Here is a 24,279-nt window from a genome sequence, read left to right on the forward strand (position 1 = left end):
GTGGAACGACCCCCGGGGCCCGGGGAAGCACAGCCCCGTCCACGGCATGGCCGCCCTCGTCCGGGCGCATTCTCGTAACGCCCGGACTACGCAGCGTAATTCGCGCAGCGCAGCCGGGTCATGGATTCCACAGGACCGGACCGACAACGACGACAGGACGACGACGATGCCCTCCACCCCCACGAAGATCCAGGAAGCCCTCGAAGCCCGTGACGCCCTCGCCGCCGCCCTCACCCGGGCCGGCATCCAGCTCCCCGCGATGGACATCCGCACCCCTTGGGGGGACGACCGGAAGGAAGAGGCCCGGTACGCGCTCGTCCACCTCGGGGTGTGCTCCGCGCCCGTGGCCCTGATGCTCGCGGACGTGATCCGCAAGGGGGCCGACGCATGAGGGAGGACGACGTGGACGGGCACGGCGGCGAGGTCCCGGGCGTCGGCGTGGCCGTCCGCGACACCGCCCGCGACCGGGTGGGCCGGGTCATGGGCCACGAGGGCCCCTGCCTCCAGGTCCGGCCGCTCGGCGGCCGCGAATGGGACGCCGACCCCCGCCACGTCCGGACACTGAGCCAGGACGAGTTACTGAGCGCCCTCCTCGCCGAGGTCAACGCCCGCAGCCGCCGAAGCCGGACCACCAAGTGACCCCATCGCTCCTGACGGGGGTCAGGTCGCGTCGTCCCGTTGGATGCTGTCGCCGCGGTTGTTGAGGGAGACGTAGGTGCCGATGCGGCGGAAGTCGTTCATCACGCCGAACCTGCTCTTGTCCGACGGCAGGAGGGCCTGCACCTCGGGGTCCGCCGTCAGCTGGTCGTGCAGCGTCTTCTTGTAGGCGTTGTAGACCCTCGCCGTGTATCCGGGCTCCATGGCCGCGCCCATCCGGTGGTCGTTGGTGACGGCGATGGAGGCGAGGTCCATCAGGTAGCAGTCGAACACGTCCGTGACGTCTTCGGGCTTCGCGTTCTCCTCCCCGTTCCGGGCGTCCCGCGCGAGCACCCCAGCCATCTCCAGGACGATGTCGCGGTAGATCCGGTGCCTGGTGCTGCTCTGGTAGGCGGCCATGATGTGGTCGGCCTGACCGGCGCCCTCCGTGCTCATGGTGCGCGGCGGGTTGACGTCCTCCAGGCCCGGCACCGGCAGCGGGAAGTTCTCGAACATCGCCTCTTCGTCGGGAAGCCCCGCGTTCCGGGCAGCCAGGGGATGCAGGCCGATCTCGTGGGCCAGCATGCCCATCACGTGACCGATGTCGTACTTCTCGAAGTAGTAGCTGGCGAGGTTGATGTCGACGCCGTCCGCACCGCGGTCCGTGACGTCAGCGGGGGTTTCGGTGGTGCGCACGTGCAGGGTGATGCGGCAGGGCCGGTCACCGATGTAGTCGCTGATGGTGTCGTGCTTCCGCAGCAACTCGATGATGCGGACCGCCCGGTCGCGGTACTTCTCCTCCGTGTGCTTGAGGTTGGTGAATTCGAAGTTCCCCGACTTGAACGGTACGAGTATCCGGGGCGGCACGTCGCTGACGACGGCGGTGTCGGCATCCGTGCCGGGGTCCTCCTGCCCCCACGTCGGCTGGGGCAGGGACACCGGGTCCACCCACACCGACCGGCGGACAACCGGCTCGGCCTGCGCCCGGGTGGCTTCCCAGTCCTGTTCTCCCTTCTCACCGTCGCGCCCACCAAGGTGCGGGTTCACGTCACCGATGAGCGCGCCGAGCAGGGCCAGATGACGGCTGCGGAGACCGGCGGCGGCGAGCGAGGGGTCCTCCGGGTCCGCGTCCAGATCACCCAGCAGACTGCCCGGGATGTGCGGGCGGTGCGGGGCATCGGCGTCCCGGTACTCGTCCCGCAGACCGAGTTGATGCGTCAGCTCGTGCACCAACTGCACCGGCTCGGCATCCACCCACCAGGTCCTCTGATCCATGGCCCGGTCCCGGCTCACCAGATCGACCGTCAAGTGCGGCGAGCCGTCGGCATCGACGGGTTCGACCGTCACGTGCAGGCGGTCACCATTCGGCAGGCGGTAACCCCGATCGTTCAGATACTCCTCGACTCCTCCGCTCAACTGCCCGAAGACCCGGGCGCTCTGCCCGTCCGCACCCTGCAGGGCGACCCGTACGGTCAGGTCGGTGACCGGCTCGCCGTTGTGCGTGAGCCGCCGCACGTCGAAACCGGACCGCACCACGAACCGAGGGCGGCCATCACGCGCCCCGTTCAACTGCGGCGTGGCGGACGGGCCTTCCCGGTCATCTGCGCCGGTCTGCGGCAGCCGGGGACTTGCTTCACCCGTCGGAATCGGCACCTGGATGCTGTCGCCGCGGTTGTTGGTTCCGACACTGGTGGCGAGCTGGGCGAAGTCCCCCAGGACACCGAACCTGCCCTTGTCGGCGGGCAGCAGGGCACGAAGGGGACCGTCTGCGGGCAGATGCTCAGCCAACTGGGCCTTGTAGGCGTTGTAGGCCTTGGCCGTGTAGTTCGGATCCGTGACCGCCCGGCCCCGGTGGTCATTGGTCACCGCGATCGAGGCCAGGTCCATCAGATAGCAGTCGAACAGGTCCGTGACGTCCTTGGACTTGGCCCCCTGCACGCCCACGCGTGCCCGGTGCGCGAGCACCCCGGCCATCTCCACCACGATGTCCCGGTAGATCCCATGCCGGATCGTGTGCGGGAAAGCGGCCATGACGTGATCGGCCTGCCCCGCACCCTCGGTGTTCATGAAACGCGGCGTACTCAACGATTCCAGCCCCGGCACCGGCAGCGGCATCCCCGAATACAGCTCCTCCTCCTCGGGAATTCTCGCGTTCCGCGACGCCAGAGGATGCAGACCGATCTCATGGGACAACATGCCCATGATGTAACCGGTGTCGTACTTCTCGAAGTAGTAACTCGCCAGATTGATGTCGACGCCGTCATCACCACGATCCGTCACATCGGCCGGAGCCTCCGTCGTCCGCAGACGCAGCGTGATCCGCACCGGACGACTGCCGACGTAACGGTTGATGGTGGCGTGCTCATCCAGCAACTCCACGATCCGGACCGCCTTGTCGAGATACCGCTCCGACTGATTCAGATTGGTGAACTCGTACTGCCCCAACCGGAACGAGGCAGGCACCGGCTCCGCCACCGTCGGCACCGCATCACCATCGGCCTGCGGGAGACGCGGCAGCGCCTCACCCGTCGGAATCGGCACCTGAATGCTGTCGCCACGATTGTTGGCCCCGACACTGGCAGCGAGCTGGGCGAAGTCACCCAACACACCGAACCTGCCCTTGTCGGCGGGCAGCAGGGCACGAAGGGGACTGTCCTCGGGAAGGTGCTCCGCCAGCTGCGCCTTGTACGCGTTGTAGGCCTTGGCCGTGTAGTTCGGATCCGTGATCGCCCGCGCCCGGTGGTCGTTGGTGACCGCGATGGACGCGAGGTCCATCAGGTAACAGTCGAACAGGTCCGTGACGTCCTTGGGCTTTGCACCCTCCACACCGGCCTGCGCCGCCACGGCCAGAATGTCGGCCATCCTGAGCACGATGTCACGGTAGATCCGGTGCCTGGTGCTGCTCGGGTAGGCGGCCATGATGTGATCGGCCTGACCGGCACCCTCCGTGCTCATGGTGCGCGGCGGGTTCTGGTCCTCCAGTCCCGGCACGGACAGCGGGAAGTTCTTGAACATCTCCTCCTCGTCAGGGATATTCCGGTCCCGCGAGGCCAGGGGATGCAGACCGATCTCATGGGACAACATGCCCATGATGTAACCGACGTCGTACTTCTCGAAGTAATAGCTCGCCAGGTTGATGTCGACACCGTCGTCGCCACGGTCCGTCACGTCGGCGGGCGTTTCGGTCGTGCGCACGTGCAGGGTGATACGGACCGGGCGGTCGCCGACGTAGTCACTGATCACCGGATGGTCCCCGAGCAGCTCGATGATGCGGATCGCCTTGTCGCGATATCTGGCATCCGTGTGCTTCAGGTTCGTGAACTCGAAGTTCCCCGACTTGAACGGAACGAAGGTCACTTCCTGCGGCATGTGGGCCGGGACCTCGGACCCTGCCGAGTCATCGGCCGACCGGGGCAGAGAGACGGGGTCCACCCACACCGACCGGCGAGTGACCGGCTCGGCGGCGTCACGCGCCGCCTCCCAGCTCTGCTCGCCGTCGCGCGGGCCGGGGTGCGGGTCCACGTCACCGATGAGCGCGCCGAGCAGCGCCAAGTGACGGTCACGAAGACCGGCGGCGGCGAGCGAGGAGTTCTCCGGGTCCGCGTCCAGGTCGCCCAGCAGACTGCCCGGGATGTGCGGGCGGTGCGGGGAGTCGGCGTCCCGGTACTCGTCCCGCAGACCCAGCTGATGCGTCAGCTCGTGCACCAACTGCACCGGGGCGGCGTCGGTCCACCACGTGGTCTGGTTCATCACCCGGTCCCGGCCCACCAGGTCCACCGTCAGATGAGGCGAGTCAACCGGATCGACGAACTCCACCGTCACGTGCAGCCGGTCACCATTCGGCAGGCGGTGAGCGGGGGCGTTCAGGAACTCGTTCACTCCCGTCTCGAGCTGGTCGAACACGTGGGTGGCGGCGTCGTCGTCCGTGCCGCGCAGTGCGACGCGGACCGTGAGGTCGGTGACCGGATCGCCCTGGTGCGAGAACCGCCGGGCGTCGAAGCCGGAGCGCACCACGAAACGGGGGCGGCTGTCACGCGCGCCGCGCGACCGTGGTGCGGCGGGCGGCGCGGTCTGTGTCTGCGGCGCCGTGCCGGTGCTGGTTCCGGGAAGCCTGGGGCGTGCCTCGCCGGTGGTGGTGCCGCCGGACTGCTCCGCGGCGGGCGGCCGTTGGATGCTGTCGCCGCGGTTGTTGGTGCCGATGCTGGTGGCGAGTTGGGTGAAGTCCCGTGCGACGCCGAACAGGCCCTTGTTCGGCGGCAGGAGGGCTTGGAGTGAGGGGTTGTCCGCCAGCCGGGCGTGGAGCATCTCCTTGTAGGCGTTGTAGACCCTCGCCGTGTAGTTGGGCTCCTTGACCGCGTTCATCCGGTAGTCGCTGGTGACCGCGATGGAGGCCAGGTCCATCAGGTAGCAGTCGAACAGGTCGGTGACGTCCCTGGACTTGGCGCCGGCCACGCCGACCCGGGCGCGCTGCGCGAGCACCCTGGCCATCTCCACGACGATGTCGCGGTAGATGCCGTGCCGGATGGTCTGCGGGTAGGCCGCCATGATGTGGTCGGCCTGGCCGGCGCTGTCGGTGTTCATGGTGCGCGGCGTCTTCAGATCGGTCAGCCCCGGTACCGTGAGCGGCATCCCCCGGTACGCCTCCTCCTGCTCGCGAATGTCCGTGTTGCGGGAGGCCAGGGGGTGCAGGCCGATCTCGTGGGACAGCATGCCCATGATGTAGCCGGTGTCGTACTTCTCGAAGTAGTAGCTCGCGAGGTTGATCTGCACACCGTCGGCACCCAGGTCGCGGACGTCGGCCGGGGTCTCGGTGGTGCGCAGGTGCAGGGTGATCCGGACGGGCCGGCCGCCGACGTATGTGCTGATGGTGCTGTGCTCGTCGAGCAGCTCGATGATCCGGATCGCCTTGTCGAGATACCGCTCCGTCTGGTTCAGGTTGGTGAACTCGAAGTTGCCCAGCTTGAAGGACCGCTGCGCCGGTTCCGGTGCGGCGGGGGCCGGGGCCGGGTTCGCGGGGGTGTCGGGGGTCGCTTCGACGCCGGTCAGCGTGGACAGCTCGTACGCCTCTTCCTCGGGCGTGCTCTGCGTCTGCGGCGCCTCCGGTGTCTCCGGTGTCTTCTGTGTCTCCGGTGTCTTCTGTGTCTCGGGGGTCTCCCGTCCGCTCGGCTCGGGTGCCGGGGTGCGGAGGTGCAGGGGGACGAAGTCGCCTCCGCGGCGGCGGAGCCGGACGTGCGGGCCGCTGTCGCCCGCCGGGCCCGGATAGGTGTGGACGGTGCCGTTCTCGTCGACCAGGGTGACGGTGGTGCCGGTCGCGGCGGCGGCCCACTTGGCGACCGCGCGGTCGGCCTCGGGGCCCCACGGGGCCTGGGCGAGGTGGCGGCGCACCTGGGCTTCCAGGGCTTCCGCGCTCGGCGCGGGTGCGGCGCGGCGCGTCGCCAGGGGCGGGGGCGTGAACAGGGAGTCCCGCTCGGCCGGGTCGCCCGGCAGGCCGTGCAGCCGCATCAGCTGGAGGGGTGACCACCGGGCGCGCATCCGCAGCCGGGCGGCCTCGCGGCGGTCCAGGCCCTGCTGGTCGGCGGCTTTGCCCAGGGCCGTGGACAGGGCGCCGAAGAAGCCGTTGCCGCGGCCGGTGGGGGTGCCCTGGGTGTAGGTGGCGCCGTCGGGGGCGGTGAGGACGCCGGTGCGGTCGAGGCGGTAACGCGGGCCGCTGCCGTCGGCGGGCGGCATCCAGGGCGGGGTGGCGTGGCTGCGGTGTGCCGGCGGCTGCCGTGTCGCAGCGGTGCTGTCGGTGGCCGGGGTCCCGGCCGTCGATGTGCCGGTGTGCGCACCGGAGTCGGTCTCGGCCGCCGGCGTCGGCAGTGCCGTGGCGGCCGGGGGCGGGGTGCCGGGCGGTAGGGCGGCGTGGAAGAAGCCGTCGGCGGCGAACAGGACCGGATCGTTGACCGGGTCGACGGCGGCCGGGTCGGTGCCGGGCGGGAGGAGGAGCTGCTCGCGGCCCTCACCGGTGACCACGGTGAGCGGCGTGCCCAGGACCCGGGCGGCGAGAGCGGGCAGCAGGTCGGCTCCGCCGTGGTCACCGGCCCGGCGCACGGGCGGGGCCGGATCGCCGTCCGGGCGGGTCTGGCCGTCCTGGCCGTCCGTGCTGCCTTGGGCCGGTTCGGAGGCGAACGGGCGGGACAGGGCGACGGTGGCCAGCGCGACGCGCTGCGCGGGGGTCGGCCAGAAGGTCACCGGGAGACGCCCGAACGCGTCGAACTCGGCCTGCTGCGCCGGGGTGAACGTCACTGCGGCGGCGTCGAGTTCGTCCTGGGTGAAAGTGTCGGCGACGTCCAGGGCGAGGGCGTCGAGCAGGTCCTCGTTGCCGTCGTCGCCCAGCGCCCAGGCGAGGCGGTCGCGGGCGGCGCCAACGGCCTCGGCGGTGACCGCCGGATCGCCGGGGGCCGACGTGAAGCGGCGGGCGAGGTCGGTGCCGAGCAGGTGGTCCAGGCGGCCCCGGGCCTCGGCGGTGGCGAGCAGCGCGTGGAAGAACGAGGCGCCGTCGTGCGGCACGTCGTGCACCTCGCGCACCGTGGCCCCGTCCGGGGAAGTGAGGGTGCGCGGCGCGGAGTCGGTGGGGTCGGTGATCGTGTACGGCGTGGGCGCCTCGGAACGCCAGCCCGGCTCGGCGTACTCCTGCGGCCGGTCCGGCACCGGGACCGACGGCGAGCCCTGGTGGTGGGCGGTGAGGCGGGAGGCGGCGAGGTGCAGCCGGTGGTGGTCCGCGGCGACGGCGTCGGTGCGCTGCTGCCACCGGCGGACCTCGTCGCGGGCGGCCTGCCAGGCGACGACGGCCGGGGACTCGGCCACGGCCCGCGTCAGGACGGTGGGCCGGTCGGGGTGGCCGTCGCCCAGCGCCGCCTGTTCCGCGGTGCTGAGGTCGAGCCACGCCTCCCGGGCGCGCGCCCGGGCGTCGTAGTAGCGCTGCTCGGCCGTGGCGAGGTCGCCGGCCGCCTTGGACAGGTCGTCCCAGGCCGTGCTGACCTCGTCGGGGAACGTGGTGTCGTCCAGGAGGCCGTAGTCGCGGGCGATGTCCTCGCGCAGCCAGACCAGGGCGGTGGTCCCGGCCTCGGTGGCGCGCGGACCGCGCTTGGCCTTGCCGAGCGCGCGCAGCGGGCGGCTGTCGGTGAGCCGGTGGTCCACCTCGGCCACCGACAGCCAGCTCACCGGCAGCGCGAACAGCATGCTGCGGTTGGTGACGACCTTGATGTGGGTGCCGAGGGTCGTGTCCGCGGTGCCCTTGAGCACGGTGCCGTCGTTCGAGCCGCCGATCGGGACCGTGGCACCCGGGTTGGTCACGCCCGCGTTGCTGGTGCCCGCCAGGGGCGCGGAGCCCACGGCGCCCTCGACGTTGTCCGTGATGCCGGACTCCAGCGCGTCGGAGGTCTTCGCGCGCTGCATGGCTTCCATCCGCGGTTTGTTCTCCACGGCGAGCAGCCGGGCGCCGCGGCGGTGCATCTTCGCGTAGAGGCGGGAGTCGGCGGTGTGGAACTGGCCGATGAGGCGGGCGGAGGACTGGGTGGGCAGCGGTGAGCCGTTCGCGCTCAGCGCCTCGCGGAAGCCCGCGGTCAGACCGGCCTGTGTGGTGGCCTCCTGCTGGGCCTGGGCGGGGGCGGTGCCGAGACCGGTGAGCGGGGTGAGGCGGGCCATGCGCACGCGTGCGGCGAGTTCGTCGCCGGTGTGCCGCCTGCCGAGATCGCTGTCGCCGAAGCCGTCGGCGCGGGCGGTGGCGAGGGTGAGGGCGTCCTGGACGTTGGCCGCGCCCCGGATGTCCACGGCGAGGATGCCGGAGCCGATCCGGTCGTCGTCGAAGGGCAGGATGTCCGAGGCGTCGGCGCTGTCGTCGCCGATGTGGTCGCCGGGGGCCGTGGATGAGGCGCGCCAGGCGGCGATGTCCTCCGGGCGGGCCTGAGCGGCCGTCAGCATCCTTACCGCGCGCTCCGGTTCGGGTACGTCCTGCTCGGTGAGCGCGCCGTCGGCGCCGTCGCCGTCCGGGGTGAGCAGGTTGGCGGGGACGATCTCCCGGAGGCTGCCGACCGGGGCGACGGCGCGGGGGGCGAGCGGGTCGCCGGCCGCGTCCGTCATGGTGACGGTCAGGGTGTAGCCGGTGACGATCTCGGCGTGCGCCTGGACGGTGGCGATGTTCGGCATGGAAGTGCGGCCGCTGGTCTCGGTCCGGGTACTCGACCTCTGCTTGGCCGCGGTGCCCTGCAGGGAGGGGCTGGCGGTCAGGACGCCGCTCTCCGTGGCGCGCTGGCCGGCGCTCAGCGTCACGTCGGCGCCGCGGTCCTGGGAGGTGCCGTCGGCGTCGTCGCGGGCGGTGGTTCGGTAGTCCTCCAGCTCGAAGCCGGTGCGCAGCCGCTCCACGGTGGTGGTGACCGGCGTCAGTTTGAACCGGAGCTGTCCGGGACTGCCGCCGACCGGCAGGTGGGTCGGGCTCGACCAGGAGCGGTAGCGGACCGGCAGGACCATCCCGTCGGTCGTCAGCTCGTGCTGGTTGGCACGGAGGAAGTCCGGGGAGAGCCGCTGGAGGACCTGCTCGCGGTCGTGCGAGGGCACCCCGATCTTCTCCAGTTGCCTCATCAGCCGCTGCGCGGCGTGGCTCGCGTCGAGCTGGCCGCTGGGGTGGCCCGGGAAGCGGCGGCCGCGCAGGAAGGCTGGCACCCGGTAGCCGCGGCCGAGGTTGTCCGGGGTGGTGGTGCCCATGCCGTCCGGGGCGAGCCCGGCCTCGATGACGTCCTGCATCGGCAGGTGGAACATCACGGCGTCACGGAGGTGCTGGAGCGCGGCGGCGGCACGGCGCGGGGCGAGGTCGCGGGCCAGGCGCCCGGAGAGCCGTCCGGCCGCGGAGCTGATCCGGGCCGCCGCACGCGTGCCCGCCAGGCCCATCGCGGCCGTCCAGCGGTCCCGCACCGCCACGGTCTCGGTGGCGTCGGCGACCACCAGGTACATCCGCCCGGCGAAGGTGAGGGTGGTGTTGCGTCCGCGGGTCAGGGCCTGGGACACGCTGTGACCCTTGCCCCAGGCGTACTGCAGGGCGGTCGCGTACGAGCCGACCACCGGCTGGTGGCCGGGTGCCTGCTGGAGCGGCATGTCGGCGCCCTGGAGGCCGAGGGTGGTGTGCGAGACGGTGCTCTGCGTGCCGGCGATGCGGTGCTCGTTGCCGATGGTGACCTCGAGGCTGGCCGGCTTCGGGTCGCTCTTGACGCGCAGGTTGCTCAGTTCGCCGCGGACCGCGGCCTTCAGGTAGTGGGTGCGGAACGGTCCGGCGCCGTTGAGCCCGGTGATGCGGGAGCCGAACGGGCCCAGGTACTGGCCGAGTTGCCCGGCCACGCTGAGGTTCGCCATCGCCCGGCGCAGGGCGGTGCGCACCGGGGCGCCGGGCGCGCTGACGTGCCAGGTGCCGCCCGCGGCGCGATCGGCGGTGTCCTGCACGAGCTGCTGGCGCTGCCGGCCGCCCTCGGTGCTGAGGACCACGTGCGGGGCGCTCAGCAGCCTCCGGGTGAGCTGCCGGTCGGCGGAGTCATGCCTCGGCAGCGGGCGTGTGCCGTCGAGGAGTTGGTCGGCTTCGACGGCGGAGGGCTGCGGCAGTCGGGGCGTCACAGGTACGGAGTCGCCGGGCGTCGGTGCCGGGCCCCCGGGCGGTGTCGGGTCGGTCGGGGCGTGGCGCTCGGAGCCGTGGGCGGCGGGCACCGCCAGCTCCACCCGGCCCACGGTCTCACTCCCCCGGCTGAACAGCGGACGCTCCTCCGCCTTGCTGACGAAGACGCCCGCGCCGAGCAGACCGACCGACATGAGCCGGGCCCAGCCGCGCGGGCGGCGGTGGCCCTCGAAGGAGGCGTTCAGCTCCACCCGGTAGCTGTAGAGGTCGGCGCCGTTCTGGAAGGTCAGGTGGTCGTGGGTGACCGCGACCGTGCTCCGGGTGGCCTTCTTCTCGGTGTGGGCGTAACGGGCCCCGAGGGACACGTTGCCCGTCTGCCGGGGCAGGCCGGCCTCCGGCACCTTGTCGTGGTCGCGCGGCGAGATGCCCAGGTCGACGCCACCGGACAGGGTGCTGGAGGCCTGTTGCCCCTGGCCGGAGACCTCCGTACCGATCACCGCGTTGCGCAGCGAGCGCTCGCTCATGGTGGTCTCGAACCGCCGGTCGGTGAGCCGTGCCCGCAGGATCAGGGTGTGGTGACCGCGGCGTACCTTGCCGTCCTCGGTGAGGGTGACCGGCACGCCGGTGGTGGTCAGGTCGTCCAGACTCTGGGCCAGGCTGGGCCGGTTCAGCGCCTCGCGGACCTGGCGGTCGTTGTGCAGCGCGGTCCGCATCCGGCCGTCCCCGTACCAGAACTTGGCCAGGCGCGGGTGGCGCAGCATCAGCGGCGGCACGAACAAGGTCGGGTACGAGCGGTGCAGGGTGTCCAGGACGGTGTCCGCGAAGACCCGCATGGGGTCCTGCGGGGCGGCCTGGCTCTGGCTCTGACCCGGTGCCGGGGCCTGGCCCTGGTTCGTCACCGGGCCCTGGCCCTGACCCTGACTCGGTACCGGCGGCTGCGGGCGGTCGGCCAGGAAGCCCTCGGCCCGTACCTGGCCGCTCAGATGGAGCGGATCCTCCCGGGTGAGGTACCACGGCACCGCGGGCTCGGCGTCCGGGTCGGGGCCCGCCTTCCCGGGGGTGCGGCTGTCCCAGCCCGCGAGCCGGCGCGCGTCCTGCGTGGACATCCAGTCCAGGCTGACCACCCGGACCGGGCGGGCCGCGGACGGCGGTTCGCCGGCCTTGCGCACCATGAGGGAGCGCTCCACCCGGTAGAGCGCGACCGGGTGGTTGCGGACGCGGCCGGTGGTCTTGCGGGCCGCGTCGGTCCCGGCGTAGTGGCCGCGCCCGGTGCTGAAGTCGGCGCGGACCAGCGGGCCGCCCTGGAGACGTACGTCCGTCTCCGGGCCGATGAAGGTGTGGCTCGGGCCGGAGGTGATCTGGATGCCGAACCGGGTGTCGCGGACGTGACCGCGCTCGTTCTGGTACGTGGTCTGGGCCAGGTCGCGTATCTCCGCCTTCACCGACTCGGTCACCAGCGTGGCCCGGTGCGGGATCGACCGTTCGACGATCAGGTGCCCCAGCGGGTGCTGACCACTGCCCCGGGTCAGCTCGGGACCGCTGACCGGCCCGGTGAGCCGCCCGAACAGCGCGAGCAGCCGCCCCGGCCGGACGTACGAGACGAGTGTGCGGTGCGCCGAACTGCCGGGCCGGGCGCCGGAGATGGCGAGCGCCAGGTCCTCCGGAGGGTCCGTGAAGTGCAGGGCGGTGATGTCGGTGGCCCGCGGCTCCAGCCCGTCCGGGAAGGTCAGCGTCCGCGGCGCGCGACGCGGTCCCGCGAAGGGCACGGTGAGGTCGTCGGGCAGCCGCCAGCTCAGCCCGTCCCGCATGGCGAACCGCGCGGTGTGGACCGTGCTGCGCTGCCAGCGGGGGCCCGGGGCGGGCGAACCGGACACGGTGTCCCGGCCGTCGTTCGCCGGCGCCTCGGTGACCCGCTGCACGCGCACCCGGTAGTGGACGTCGTCCAGGTGCAGGTGCGAGCCGCCCCAGGCCCGGTACTCGGACTGGTTGTACGCCTGCGTGCCCTGGGCGTAGTCGGTTCTGCGGGTCCAGCCCAGCGAGAGGCCGATCTTCAGCAGCCAGTTGAGCGGCGGGCCCATGCCGATCGCGGCGGCGACGCGGCGCCCGAAACCGACGCTGCGCCCGCCGCCCGTACCGGCCTGACCGCGCCGCATGGTGTCCACCCGCACGGTCGCGCCGTCCACGTCGGAGAAGCGCTCCCAGCGGTGGTACGGGACGGCCTCGACCGTCAGCTCGTGGCCGACCCCGGACTTCTCCCGGCCCACCAGGCGCGCGCCGCGCGGGGCGGTGAAGGCACCGGGCTGCCCGGTCAGCAGGCGTAGCAGTTCCGCCTCGTCGAACTGCTCGCGCAGCTTCTTCGGCAGCTGCCCGAGGATCTCCTGGGCGACCTCCTCGGGCGAGCGCAGGGTGAGAACGCCGGGGCCGTTGAAGAGTCCGGTCGGCGGTGTCCGCCGGCCGCCGTCCGTACGGCCGCCGGGGCCCCGGTCGTTCGGATCGGCGTCCGGGCTGATCAGTACGGCGGGCAGGCGGCTGCCGTCCTGGAAGGTGACGGTGTGCGGGGCCGGGCCCGGCGGTGCGGCGTCCTCGCCGGTCAGCAGGCGTGCCGGGCGGTGCCGGTCGAGCTGGGTCTCCAGCGGTACCGGGTCGCCCCGGTCGGGAGCCTCGGTGCCGGGGCCGTAGACGTCCGTGATCCCGCCCATGCCGCGCAGCCACTCCCCGAAGGGGTCGTCGCCGTCCTGGGCGGGGGTGTTCTCGGCGGGCACCTCCGGGGCGGCCGTGCCGGCTTCGTCGGGTGCGGGGGCCGGGTCCGGTACGGGCGTGATCGGGGCCGAGGCGGGGACCAGGGCGTCGAAATGGTCCGTGCCGTTGTAGGCCAGGTGCAGGGTGCCTGCGCTGCCGCCCGGGTGGAGGGAGGTGACGAAGGTGGTGCCCTGCGCCTGCGGGTCGGGCTGGACGAGCCGCAGGTCGAGGTCGAGGGTGTGCGCGAGCGCCTGTGGGAGCAGGTCGCCGAAGGGGGAGGCCCACAGGCCGGGGTGCTCGGCCGCCGCCGTCAGCAGGCCTTCGGTGCCGATCCGCCGGGCGTCGGCGGGGGTGGGCGCCACCTGGGCGAGGTGCGGGTAGGAACTGTCCTGGAGGATCTGCTGCCACCGGCCGGTGTCACCGCCGGTGACGACCGCCCGGGCGATCCGGTTCCAGCGCCGGGTGAGACGCCTCTGCTCGTCCGGGTCCGTCACCCCGGCGAGGGCACGCATCCGCAGGTCGTCCACCACGGCGAGCACCGGGTCGGGCGTCGCCTCACTCGCCGCGGCGGCCAGTTCCGACCCGGTGATCCGGTCACGCAGCAGGGTGCGCAGCCCGGTGACGTTGCGCGCGGCCCACGCCGGCGGTACGTCCAGGCTCCGCGCGCTGTCGAGCAGCGCCCGGAAGAGGCAGTTCCCGCCGCCGGGGGTCTCCAGCCGTCTGAAGGCCGTGCCGTCCGCGTGCACGACGTCGTCGGGTCCGGCCCCTGCCGGGTCCTTGCTGAGCAGGGTCAGGTCCTCGGCGAGGGTCGCCGGGCGGCTCGCCGGGGGCGCCAGGTCGGGCCTGCGGCGGGCGAGTTCGGCGGTGTCCTCGGGGCTGAGGGCCAGCTCGGACAGCGGCAGCGGGGTGGTGGACAACGACCAGGTGATCTGCGCGGAGGGCGCGTAGGAGAGGCCGCGCACGTCCTCCGGCGAGACCAGGGTGTTCGGCGGGAGCGCGGGCGGCGGCGGAGGCAGCAGGGCGTCGAGCGTGGTGCCGGGGCCCGCCGTGGCACGCAACTGCGCCGCCGCGCGCAGGAATTCGGTGTACTGAGCGGGCGTGGGATCGGCGGTGGCCGGATCGACGTCGGGCCCGCTCGTCGTGCCGGGCCGGTCGAGGACCATCCGGCGCAGCAGGTCCGGGGTCATCCGGCCGTCGCCGTAGCGGGCGGCGGTGTCCGGGCTGAGCCAGCGCAGGCCGTCCACGAAGGCGAGCCCGGCGAGCAACTCGCGGTTCTCCGGCTGCTGTTCGGCATCAGGGCCCAGGGCGTCGCGCAGCGTACGGATCTGCTGGAGGGTCCGGGCCCGCGCGAAGGCGTCGGCCGGTTCCGGGCCCGCGTGCAGACCGGCGACGCGGGCCAGCTCGTCCAGGTCGGCACCGCTGGGCTCCGGGGTGAACAGCCGCCAGCGCCCCGGCCCGTCCGGGCCCTCGGTGAGGACCGCGCGGACTTCTCCCTGCCCGTCCCGGGCCGTGCCGACCTCGGTGGTCGGCGCGTACACCTGCCGGCCGGTCCGGTTCGCCACGTGCTGCGCCACCGGCAGGCCCGCCACCTCCGGCTGCCGCCCGGTCTTGCAGGAGAACAGCACCAGGGGCCGGTCCTGATCGCCGTCCCGCGCCCAGTACTTGAGCACCTCGCCGAGCTGTACGCCGCTGACCTTGACGGTCGGGCGCGCCGCGTCCTCGGTGCCGAGGGTGACGGTACGGGGTGTGCCGTGCGACACGAAGCCGTCGGCGCCGCGCTCGGTGCCCGAGCCGGGGAGCGGGGCGGGCGGGCCGGTGAACACGGTACGGCGGACGGGTTCGGCCTCGGTGGTCCCCGGAGCCGGGGTGGTGGCGGGGGCCGCAGACGTGGTGCGCACTCCGCGGAAGGTGTCCTGGCCGAGCAGCGCACGACGCGCCGCGCTGTGCGCCGTACCGTCCTCGGCCGGGCCCTGCGAGATGGTCAACGTCCGTACCACACGCCCGGGTTCGGGCTTCACGACCGTGTCCGGCATCCAGCGCCGCAGCTGCGCGAAGGGCACCGTGTGTCCGTCCAGGGTGGTGACGGACGGCTCTCTCCCGGGGCGCTCGGAAGCCTCGCCGTCGTCGGCGGTACCGTCCGGGGTCGCGGGCCGCACGATGATCCGGCCCGGCGGCGGGGACGCTACGAGGGGTGCCGGCGTGGGGGCGTCCGGCGTCGAGGCGTCCTGGCCGGCGGGCGGGGGCGGGGTGGCCCCGCCCCCGGGCCCTCGTCCGTTGCCGGTACCGGGTGCTTCGCCGCCGGTACCACTACCGCCGGACTCCAGGTGCAGGTCCGTCGCCGGTTCGGTCCAGGGGCGGGACAGGGTGGCGAGCTTCGAGGCGGGTGGCTCCGCGGTGAGCGGCGCGTTCGCGTCGACTTCGGTGTCCGGGACGGTGGTGACGGACTCGCCGACGGTCCCCGCGCTGCTCTCGGTGACGGGGCGGGGCGCCGGGTCGGGAGCCACGCCGAGCGCGTCGGCGAGCGGCAGCAGCACGTCCGCGCCGGGGAATTCGGCGTCCGTGGAACTCGTGGCGACCGGGGCGGCGTCGAGGTCCGCGGTGTCCGTCGCCTCCGAGCCGGCCGTGCCGCCGTCCGGTGTCACGGTGGTCGGCGGGCCGTTGAGCGGGCGGACCTTGACCGGGGCCCCCGGCGCCTCGCGGGTCAGCTCCGCGGCGGCGCGCACCGGGCGCCCCGCCCCGTCCGACGCGACGGCCGGGCCGAGCACCACGGCCCGGTCCGTCCCGGCACCGTCCAGCAGCTCGGCCGCCTGCGGCGACCCCTCCCCCGGCGGCGGCGCCTCCGAGACCACGATCGTCAACGGGGGTGCCTTCGTGGGCGCGGGATCGCCGATCGAGGCGGAACCGCCCTTCACGTCACCGCTCACGCCGGGTACATCGCGTACGTCGCCGGTGCCGGTGTCCGCGTACGAGCCGGTGGTGCCCACCTTCGGCGGAGCGGTGGTGAGGCCGTCCGCCGGGGCGGGCGCGCTCTGGGTGGAGTTCGACGTGCCGTTACTTTCCGCCGAGGGGCCGGTCTCCGGAGAGCCGGCGGTCCCCGCCGATGTGTCGGCGGCCCCCGCAGGCTGCGCAACGGTCCCGTCCGTCGTGCTCTGCGGGCCGTCCACCGAGACCGTGCCGTCCGGGGCCCCAGTGCCCTGGGCCTGCGGGCCGGAGGCGGCCGTGCCGCCTCCCTGCGAGGGGACGCCACCCGCCCGGCCACCGGCGCCGGAGCCGGCGCCAGAGCCGGTCCCGGTGCCAGTGCCGGTCCCCGTGCCGGTCCCCGTGCCGGTCCCGGTCCCCGTGCCGGTCCCGGTGCCGGTCCCGGTCCCCGTGCCGGTCCCGGTCCCCGTGCCGGTCCCGGTCCCCGTGCCGGTCCCGGTGCCGGTCCCGGTCCCCGTGCCGGTCCCGGTCCCGGTGCCAGTGCCGGTCCCCGTGCCGGTCCCGGTGCCGGTGCCGGTGCCGGTGCCGGTCCCGGTCCCGGTGCCGGTCCCGGTGCCAGAACCCGTTCCCACGCCGGTACCAGTGCTGGTGCCCGCGCCGTTACCGGTACCGACGCCCCCGCCGGTACCCGAGCCCGCACCGGCCGGGATGAACGGCCCCGTGCCGTGGGAGACCGCGGGCCCGCCCGCCCCCTGGGTGAGCGGAGCCTCCACCGTGACCGGCGCACCGGACCCCTCGAGCGCACGGCGGACCGCGTCGGTGTCGATCTCGGCGGTGGGGCTGTTCCCGGCCGGGACCACCCGGACCTCGGGCCGTTGGGACAGGTCGCCGTGCAGGCCGTCGCGAACGCCGATCTCGGTGCTGGTGGGCGGCGCGGCGCCGCGCAGGGCGGCGAGGTCCCGGAGGGCCTGCTCGCGCACCTCCGTGGGGCCGTTGTGGACTTGCTGCCACAGCTGGTTCTCGGCGGCGGTCACGGGCAGCGGGCCCGGGGCGTACGGCGGCGGGGCCGGGGTCGTGTACGGCGGTGGGTTCTCCGCGACGTAGGGAGGGGGCGACTGGCTGCCCGTGGCGTCGCCCTGCCCGGTGCTCTGCTCACTGAGGGGCGGAGGCGAGGTGAGGACGGAGTCGCCGCTGCCCGTGGTGTCCGGGCGGGAGGGGCCGTCGGCGTCCCCGGAGCGCGGAGATCGCGTGCCGTCGGCGTCGGTGTCGCCGCCGGAAACGGTGGGCGGCGGCTGGTTGCGCAGTTTGTCGATGACGTGGCGCAGTTCGGCGCCGGTGTTCTGGGCGCCGCCGGTGAGCGTGGCCTCGACCTGACTGCTGAGGCCCGCGCCGACGAAGGTGGACCAGCTGGTGGACCAGTCCCCGTCGAAGGCGCCCTTGATGAGGATCTCCGCGAGGGCCTCGCCCGCTCCGGCGGCAAGGAAGTCGGCCGTGCCCTTGAGCCCGTAGTGCCCGGCCAGCGCGCCGGGGCGGTCGGCGTTGTGGCGCAGGAGCATGTTGTTGCGCCACAGGTCGGGGTTGTTCCGAAACGACAGCGGGTCGTTCCGGAAGGTGATGGGCGTGTTGTTCGCGGGGCTCGGGCCGTTCCCGTACGGGTCGGGGCCGGGCCGGTTGTTCGGGCCGCCGTCGGGGCCGCCTGGGTTCGGAGTCGGGTCGGGCTTGGGACCCGGGCCGTTGTTCTTGAACTCCAGGTTCGGGGGGTTGTTCAGGTCGGGGTTCTTCTTGAAGTCGAGGTCGGGGCCGTTCTTCAGGAAGTTGTCGTCGTAGCTCTTGACGATCCTCTTGGCGAAGTCGTCGAAGATGCTGGTGAGTCCGCCCGCGGCGGCGCCGAACGCGGCGGACTTGAGGATGTCGTTCCAGTCGAAGCCGTCGGGACGGCGGCCCTGGGGGGCGAAGTTCATCATCGCCAGCCGCACCGCGAAGGTGGTGAACGCCTCCGCGAACGCCTCGGTCAGCGAGGGCGCCAGGTGCAGCCGCTGGAGCAGGTGGGTGAGGGTGGTGAGGATCACGAACCGGCTGCGCAGCTTGGCCATCATGATCTGGCTGGCCGAGGCGCCGCCGGTGAAGAAGGACATCGCCAGGTAGATGGCGATCTCGATGAGCAGCCGGATGACCTCGGCGATGACCTGCCACTTGGACTCCATGATGTCCATGGAGGTCTTGCGGCGGCCCTCGGCGATCTTGTCGAGCTGCTCGGCGAACTCGCGCAGGTAGTTCTTGCCGCCGTCGTCGATGAGCATGCCCATCGCCTTGGCGTACGACTTGGACAGGTCGTCCGGCATGACCTCCGCGATGTCGTGGATCGACTTGTCGATCAGCGAGGACATCCTGTTGACCTTGCGGCCCAGCCCCGCGTAGGGCCGGCGGCTCTCGTACGCGAGGTCCTCGTCGGCGTCGGTGAGCCTCTCCCCGGTCAGGATGAAGATCATCGCGTTGACCTCGGGCGACGGCTTGATGCTCATCGAAGCCCGTCCCGCGAACGGCCCCGGGTGCCGAACGGGCAGGGCGAAGCGGCCGCTCCCGGCAGGACGTGGGAGCGGCCGGCGGTGCGCGGATCAGCGGCGGCCATGCCCGCCCGGGCCGCCGTCGCCGTTCAGGCCGTGGGTGTCGAGCAGGTTGTTCTTCCGCTCGATGTCCTCGATGTTGCGGTCACGGGTGGTCTTCATCATCCGGACCTGGCCGACCGTGGCTTCGGTGATCTCCGTCACGGCGTCGCGGATGGACATCATGGTCTCCTTGGTGGTCTGCCGCTCCTTCTGCTCCTGCGGCTTGGCCTTCTCCGCGAACTCGCCCTCCGTGCCGGGCCAGCTGACCGTGGGGGCCAGGTCGTCGAGGAACTCCTCGGTCATGCTCCTCGCCAGGGTGCCGATCTCCTCAAGCTGCCGCGCCAGGGTCTCGATGCGCTGCGGATCGACGTAGTACCGCTCGCCCATCGTCAGTCCTCCCCGTCTTCGCCGAGCGCGTCCCGCCAGGTGGCCTGGCCGCCGTGGGCCTTGTCGTCGTCCTCGCGCAGCACGTCGGGGCCGAAGATGCGCTCCCAGTCCAGCTCGAAGCCCTTCAGCTCCGGCACGTTGCTGCTGGGTTCGGCGAAGGGCGCCATCGCCTTCATCACGTGCCGGTTCATCTTCAGGCGCGCCGCGCTCGCCGCCTCCAGGACACTGGCGGCCAGTTCCTGGGGAGACATGTCCCGGTACTTGTTGTCCAGGAACTCGATCCCGGTCAGCTCGCCCTGGGGTCCCACGGTGGCGCGGACCGCGCGGTCGGAGGACAGCACCGCGAACGACGCCTGACGCAGTTCGCGTTCGGTGCGCGCGACCGCCTCCTGCGCGGCGTGGAGTTCGGCCATCGCCTTCTCCAGGCGCTTCTCCAGCGGCTCCGTCATGCCCGCTCCGCCCTTCCGTGTCGGTCTCTCCGTACGCCCCGGGGCGTCAACTGCTGTGCTGATCTTGCCTGGTGAAGTCCCCGCGAGGGAAGCCGGAGCCGGGCGGCCGGCGTCCGCCGGGGGTGCACCCGCCGGGTCTCCACGGTGTTCACCGCCCGATGACGGCCGGGTTGCCGCCCTCCTCGGTGCCCCACACGTCCTCGTCCTCCTCCAGGTAGCCGGCGGAACTGGTGGACCTGCGGTCCGTCTCCTCCTCCTTCTCCGGGGAGTCGCCGCCGGTGGTCGTCACCCGGGAGGCCGGCTGCGCGAGGAAGGTGTCGCTGTCCTCCTGCCGGTGCCAGGGGCTGCGCCGGCGGCGGTTGCGGCGTTCACTCTCCTCCGCCGCGTCGACCAGGACCGCGCGCACCCGTTCCCCGTTGCCCTTTTCACCGCCCGCGCCCATGCCACCCATGCCGCCCATGGGCATGCCGGGGCTGCCGGGCGTACCGGGGGCGCCGGGGGTGCCGCTCACGGCGGCGGACGTGAGCGGGCTGCCCGTGGTGTCGGCGGTGCCGCTGGCCAGGGGGGCGACGCCGTGCACGCCGGTGCCGCCCGGGGAGAGGGAGCCCGCCCCGGAAAGGCCGCCGCCGACGCCGGCCGGGCTCGCGCTGCCACCGCCGACGCCCAGTTCGGAAAACGGCACGTCCCGGGTGGTGGTGCCGCCTGCGCCGCCCGTCAGGTCGAGGTCGTCGAGCAGGCCGGAACCGCCCTTTCCACCACTGGAGTCGAGGTCGCGCAGGTCGACCTTCTCGGTGTTGCCCTGCGGGTCGGTGACGGTGGCGATGCCGGTGTCCGGGTCGATGACCTGGGTGCTGCCGTCGGGGAAGGTGGTGGTCAGCTTGCCGTCGTCCAGGGCGGTGCGGGAGCCGTCGGGGTTGGTCACCTGCGCCCCGTGGGTGAGGTCGGTGACGGTGGTGGTGCCGTCCGCGCGAGTGGTGGTGAGCATCCCGTTGTCGGGGTCGAACGTGGCCCTGCTGCCGTCCGCGAAGGTGGTGGTGAAGTCGCCGTCGTCGAACGCGGTGTGGCCGCCCGTGGGGGTCTGAAGGCCGTCGGACAGGCCGGTGTTGAGGTTTCCGAGGTCGCCCAGGTCGCCGATCGACTCGGTCGGCAGGCCGGAGTCGATGTTCCCCAGGTCGCCGAGGCCCCCTTGCCCGCTCCCGCCGTTGAGCCGGCCCAGGTTGCCGAGGTTCTCGGTGACGGTGCTGCCGTCGGGCCGGGTGGTGGTGGTCCCGCCGGTCGTGGGGTCGACCTTCTGGACCGTGCCGTCGGGGAAGGTCGTGGTCAGCTTGCCGTCGTCGCCCAACGACGTCACCGAACCGTCCGGATTGGTCACCTTCAGCCCGTCACCCAGGTCCTGCGTGGTGACCGAACCGTCCGGGCGGGTCGTGGTGAGCACCCCCTTGTCCGGGTCGAAGGAGCTGCCGCTGCCGTCCGGGAAGTCGGTGGTCACGTCACCTCCGCCGGTCAGCTGCGTGCTGCCGCCGGTCGGGGTGTCGAGCACACCGTCACCGCCGCCGAGGCCGCTGTTGAGGCCGTCGAGGCTGCCCAGGTCGGTCGTCGTGGTGGTGCCGTCGGGGTCGGTGGTGGTGGTCTGACCGGTCGTGGGGTCGACCTTCTGGACGGTGCCGTCGGGGAAGGTCGTGGTCAGCTTGCCGTCGTCGCCCAACGACGTCACCGAACCGTCCGGGTTGGTCACCTTCAGCCCGTCACCCAGGTCCTGCGTGGTGACCGAACCGTCCGGGTGGGTCGTGGTGAGCACCCCCTTGTCCGGGTCGAAGGAGCTGCTGCTGCCGTCCGGGAAGTCGGTGGTGAGCTTGCGGTCGTCGAGCCGGGTGCTGCCGCCCGTCGGAGTCCTGAGGGAGCCGCCGGTGCCGTTGTTCAGGCCGCCGAGGTTGCCGAGGTTCTGGGTGATCGGGAGCGGGTCGAAGGTCCCCTGCCCGCCACTGCCACCGGAGGTGTTCACCTCGCCGAGGTCACCGAGGCTCTCGGTGGTGACCGCGTTGTTCTGGTTCAGCAGGTCATCGAGGCCGCTCAGGTTCTGCTCGCCGACCGCGTTGGGATCGTTGAGGCCGCCCAGGCTCTCCTCCATGGCCTTGCGCTGCTCCTCGGCCTCGCGCTCGGCCTCCTTCCGCAGCTCCTCCTGGTACTTCTTGTCCTCGTCCCGCTGCCGGTTCTGCTCCTCGCGCAGCTCGTCCTGGTACTTCTTGTCCTCCTCGCGCTGCCGGTTCTGCTCCTCCCGCAGCTCGTCCTGGTACTTCTTGTCCTCCTCGCGCTGGCGTCGCTGCTCGTCGCGCAGCTCGTCCTGGTACTTCTTGTCCTCGTCCCGCTGCCGGTTCTGCTCGTCGCGCAGCTCGTCCTGGTACTTCTTGTTCTCCTCGTTCTGCCGCCTGATCTCCTCCTGCTCCTCCTTCAGCTTCTGCTTCTCGTAGTCCTCCGAGGCCGTGCTGGTCGACTTCGGCTCGGGTATGTTCCCCGAGAAGTCCTTGCCGAGGTCGAGGAAGTGGTTGTTCAGGGCGGACTGCACCCGGGCCGCCGGTTCGCCCAGGAGCTTGTCGACGCCCTGGCTCCAGATCTTCACCGCCTTGTCGCCGACCTTCGCCCAGTTGGCGATGTCGGTGAGGTCGCCGTACTCGGGGTGCACCTGGGAGAAGTCCGCCTTCGGGCTGTGACTGACGACCGTGTTGTAGCGGGTGGTGTACGACGTGATGTCCGTCTGGGCGACGTTGTTCGTGTCGACCCACTGGGCGAGGTCGTCCAGGACGTAGCGCAGCACCTGGTGCGGGTCGTAGTACGGGGACTTGGCCCACTCCAGCCACGCGTCGAGCAGTTCCCTGGCGGAGTCCTCCAGGTACGTGCGGCCCAGGGACAGGGCCCGCGAGTACACCGTGCCGCCGGTGCCGGTCGCGTCTCCGGCGGGGTTGGAGTTGAAGGTCTCGACGTAGTTGTCGTAGTTCTCGCGGATCTTCTTCAGCAGGCTGCGGAAGACCCCCGCCGCCTCGCCCTTCCAGCTCGCGTCGTCCCGGCCGAACCGGTCCTCCCAGTCCTTCAGCACCGTCGCGTGGTCCTTGAAGAACTTGGCCGCGAAGTCGAAGGACTCACCGGTCCTGTTGAAGGAGCTCAGATCCACCACGTCGGCCCCGGGCACGCCCAGGTTGCTGAACCGGGCGTTCTGGGTGCTGCCGGTCAGCAGTTCCAGGAGTGCCGCCCGCGGCCCGTTCATGTACCGGGCGAGCGGGATGGTGCTCATCTTGTCCTTGTTGTAGTCCGTGAACTCGTTGCCCTCACGGACCTGGGCGTCGTGGACGTTGTCGGAGCCGGGGCCGGCGAAGATGATCTCGTCGCCGGCTTTGACGCGGCCCTCGAAGACGATCCGCGCCTGCATGATGGAGCGCTTCTTGCCGCTGTCGAAGAACCAGATGTCGTAGTCCTCGCCCTTGTTCGTCAGGAAGCCGGAGTCCTTGACGAGCAGGCTGAGGCTGCGCTCCTTGATGTCCATCCGGAAGAGCTTGCCGCCGTGGTCGGAGCGGAGCGTGTCGAAGACGGTGCTGCGGTCCGGCACGGGATAGCCGGTGATGTGGGTGACCAGGGTGGCCCAGGTGTCGGACGACGGATCGGCCCGGCCGCTCAGGTCCTTGATGTTCTTGCCGGAGTTGGGGTCGTACCGCTCGGCCACCGGGCACCCTTTCTGGTCGGTCGTCGTCCGTACCGGCGCACCGCGTTCTCACGCGCTCGCTGCCGGGTGTCTGTCTCAAGGGGTTGTGCCGGGCGGCCGAGGCCGGGACCGGCCCACGCGGGGGCGGGGTCAGGCGCCCTCGCCCGTCGTCCCGGAACTGCCGGCGGTGAGGGTGTCGACCTCCTCGAAGGTCTGGAGCAGCGTCTGCGCGTCGATGGCGTCGAGGTTCTTGTTCTTGGTCTTGTTGGCCTCTTCGATGGTCTCGGTGAGCGCGTCCTGCAACTCCTTGAAGAGGTCCATCTGGTCACCGAGCAACTTGTCGATGGCCTCGGCCGCGCCGCGGATGTCCTCGATCAGCTTCGGTCCGGAGACCAGGGTTTCGGTGGTCATCCGGCCGATGCGCAGGATCTGCTTCTGCTGGTCGAGGTTGTCCGGGGTGGTGTACCCGCCGATGAGCTTGCCGAGCGGGAGGATGTTCGTCCCGTCGCCCTGGTCGTGGTGCTTCTTCGCGGCGGTGTGCACCGGCTGCACCTCGTTGTCCCGGAAGTTCTCCATCTGCTTGAGGTCGAAGTGCTTGACGTCGGCCTTCTCACCGGCCATGGGACGCTCTCCTGCCGCTCGGTACCGGAAGGGGGGTGGGGGGACGGGGGCCCGGCGGGCGCCCCGCGACGACGCCGGGCTCCGGCGTGGGGTGTGCCCGCCGGGCCGCCCGCACGGGTGTCGTGCCGGCGGCCGACCGGAGCCTTCCGGTCGCACACGCCCGGCGCCGGGGGCCGCCCCCCGGACGGATGAAAGGGGGTGCGGACGGACCCTGACGGGCCCGGAGCCCTAACGGGCCCGCACACCGCCCCAGTTGTCGGCGCTGCGACGCTCGTCCCGCGAGTGGTTGTCGTGGATCGTCTGGATCAGCTCGCCGTTGTCGCCGAGGAGCATGGCCATGTTCTTGGTGGCCTGGTCCCACTCGGCCTGGACCTCGCGGTACGTCTGCTGGTCCGCGCCCTCCCAGGACATGACGAGCGGCTTCAGCTCGTCCTCCAGGGTGTTGAGGGTCTTGATGATCTGCTGGGTCTGGTCCATCAGCTCCTCGATGGCGTGCCGGACCTTGGGGTACTGCACGTCGATGATGCCGTCGGCCATGACGTCTCCTCTCGGGGCCGGGCACGAAGGCCCGGCGAGCTCACGGGGGTACGGCCT

At 72.1% G+C, this 24,279-nt stretch carries 8 protein-coding genes; 2 read left to right on the forward strand and 6 right to left on the reverse strand.

Features of this window, described 5'->3' with window-relative positions:
* The first annotated feature begins 166 nt into the window (after positions 1 to 166).
* Together G3I77_RS21560 and G3I77_RS21565 are read left to right on the forward strand one after the other, a co-directional pair.
* Complete coding sequence (locus G3I77_RS21560; protein ID WP_248506189.1) at positions 167 to 391, forward strand: hypothetical protein; 225 nt, start codon at positions 167 to 169, stop codon at positions 389 to 391.
* Positions 388 to 639: a hypothetical protein gene (locus tag G3I77_RS21565; protein ID WP_248506190.1), complete on the forward strand. Its 252-nt coding sequence runs from the start codon at positions 388 to 390 to the stop codon at positions 637 to 639. The genes G3I77_RS21560 and G3I77_RS21565 overlap by 4 nt, the downstream gene beginning before the upstream one ends.
* Positions 640 to 660: 21 nt before the next feature.
* Here G3I77_RS21565 and G3I77_RS21570 read toward each other — a convergent pair whose 3' ends face one another.
* The 6 genes from G3I77_RS21570 to G3I77_RS21595 all read right to left on the reverse strand — a co-directional run bounded on the left by G3I77_RS21570 (position 661) and on the right by G3I77_RS21595 (position 24,222).
* Positions 661 to 18,453: a hypothetical protein gene (locus G3I77_RS21570; protein WP_248506192.1), complete on the reverse strand. Its 17,793-nt coding sequence runs from the start codon at positions 18,451 to 18,453 to the stop codon at positions 661 to 663.
* A gap of 93 nt (positions 18,454 to 18,546) precedes the next feature.
* Positions 18,547 to 18,924, reverse strand: a complete 378-nt coding sequence (locus tag G3I77_RS21575; protein ID WP_248506194.1) for a hypothetical protein — start codon at positions 18,922 to 18,924, stop codon at positions 18,547 to 18,549.
* 2 nt (positions 18,925 to 18,926) lie between these two features.
* Positions 18,927 to 19,373 (reverse strand): YbaB/EbfC family nucleoid-associated protein, encoded by a 447-nt coding sequence (locus G3I77_RS21580; RefSeq protein WP_248506196.1) that lies wholly within the window; start codon positions 19,371 to 19,373, stop codon positions 18,927 to 18,929.
* Positions 19,374 to 19,521: 148 nt separating this feature from the next.
* Entirely contained in the window at positions 19,522 to 23,085 is a 3,564-nt protein-coding gene (locus tag G3I77_RS21585) for an AAWKG family protein (RefSeq protein WP_248506198.1), read from the reverse strand.
* A 129-nt stretch (positions 23,086 to 23,214) separates the two neighbouring features.
* The gene (locus G3I77_RS21590) at positions 23,215 to 23,685 is read right to left on the reverse strand and encodes a type VII secretion system-associated protein (protein WP_248506200.1); all 471 of its coding nucleotides are present in this window, start codon (positions 23,683 to 23,685) and stop codon (positions 23,215 to 23,217) included.
* 228 nt (positions 23,686 to 23,913) lie between these two features.
* Positions 23,914 to 24,222 (reverse strand): WXG100 family type VII secretion target, encoded by a 309-nt coding sequence (locus G3I77_RS21595; protein WP_248506202.1) that lies wholly within the window; start codon positions 24,220 to 24,222, stop codon positions 23,914 to 23,916.
* Positions 24,223 to 24,279 lie beyond the last annotated feature (57 nt).

The sequence above is a fragment of the Streptomyces sp. D2-8 genome (assembly GCF_023184515.1).
In the GTDB taxonomy this organism is placed as follows: Bacteria; Actinomycetota; Actinomycetes; order Streptomycetales; family Streptomycetaceae; genus Streptomyces.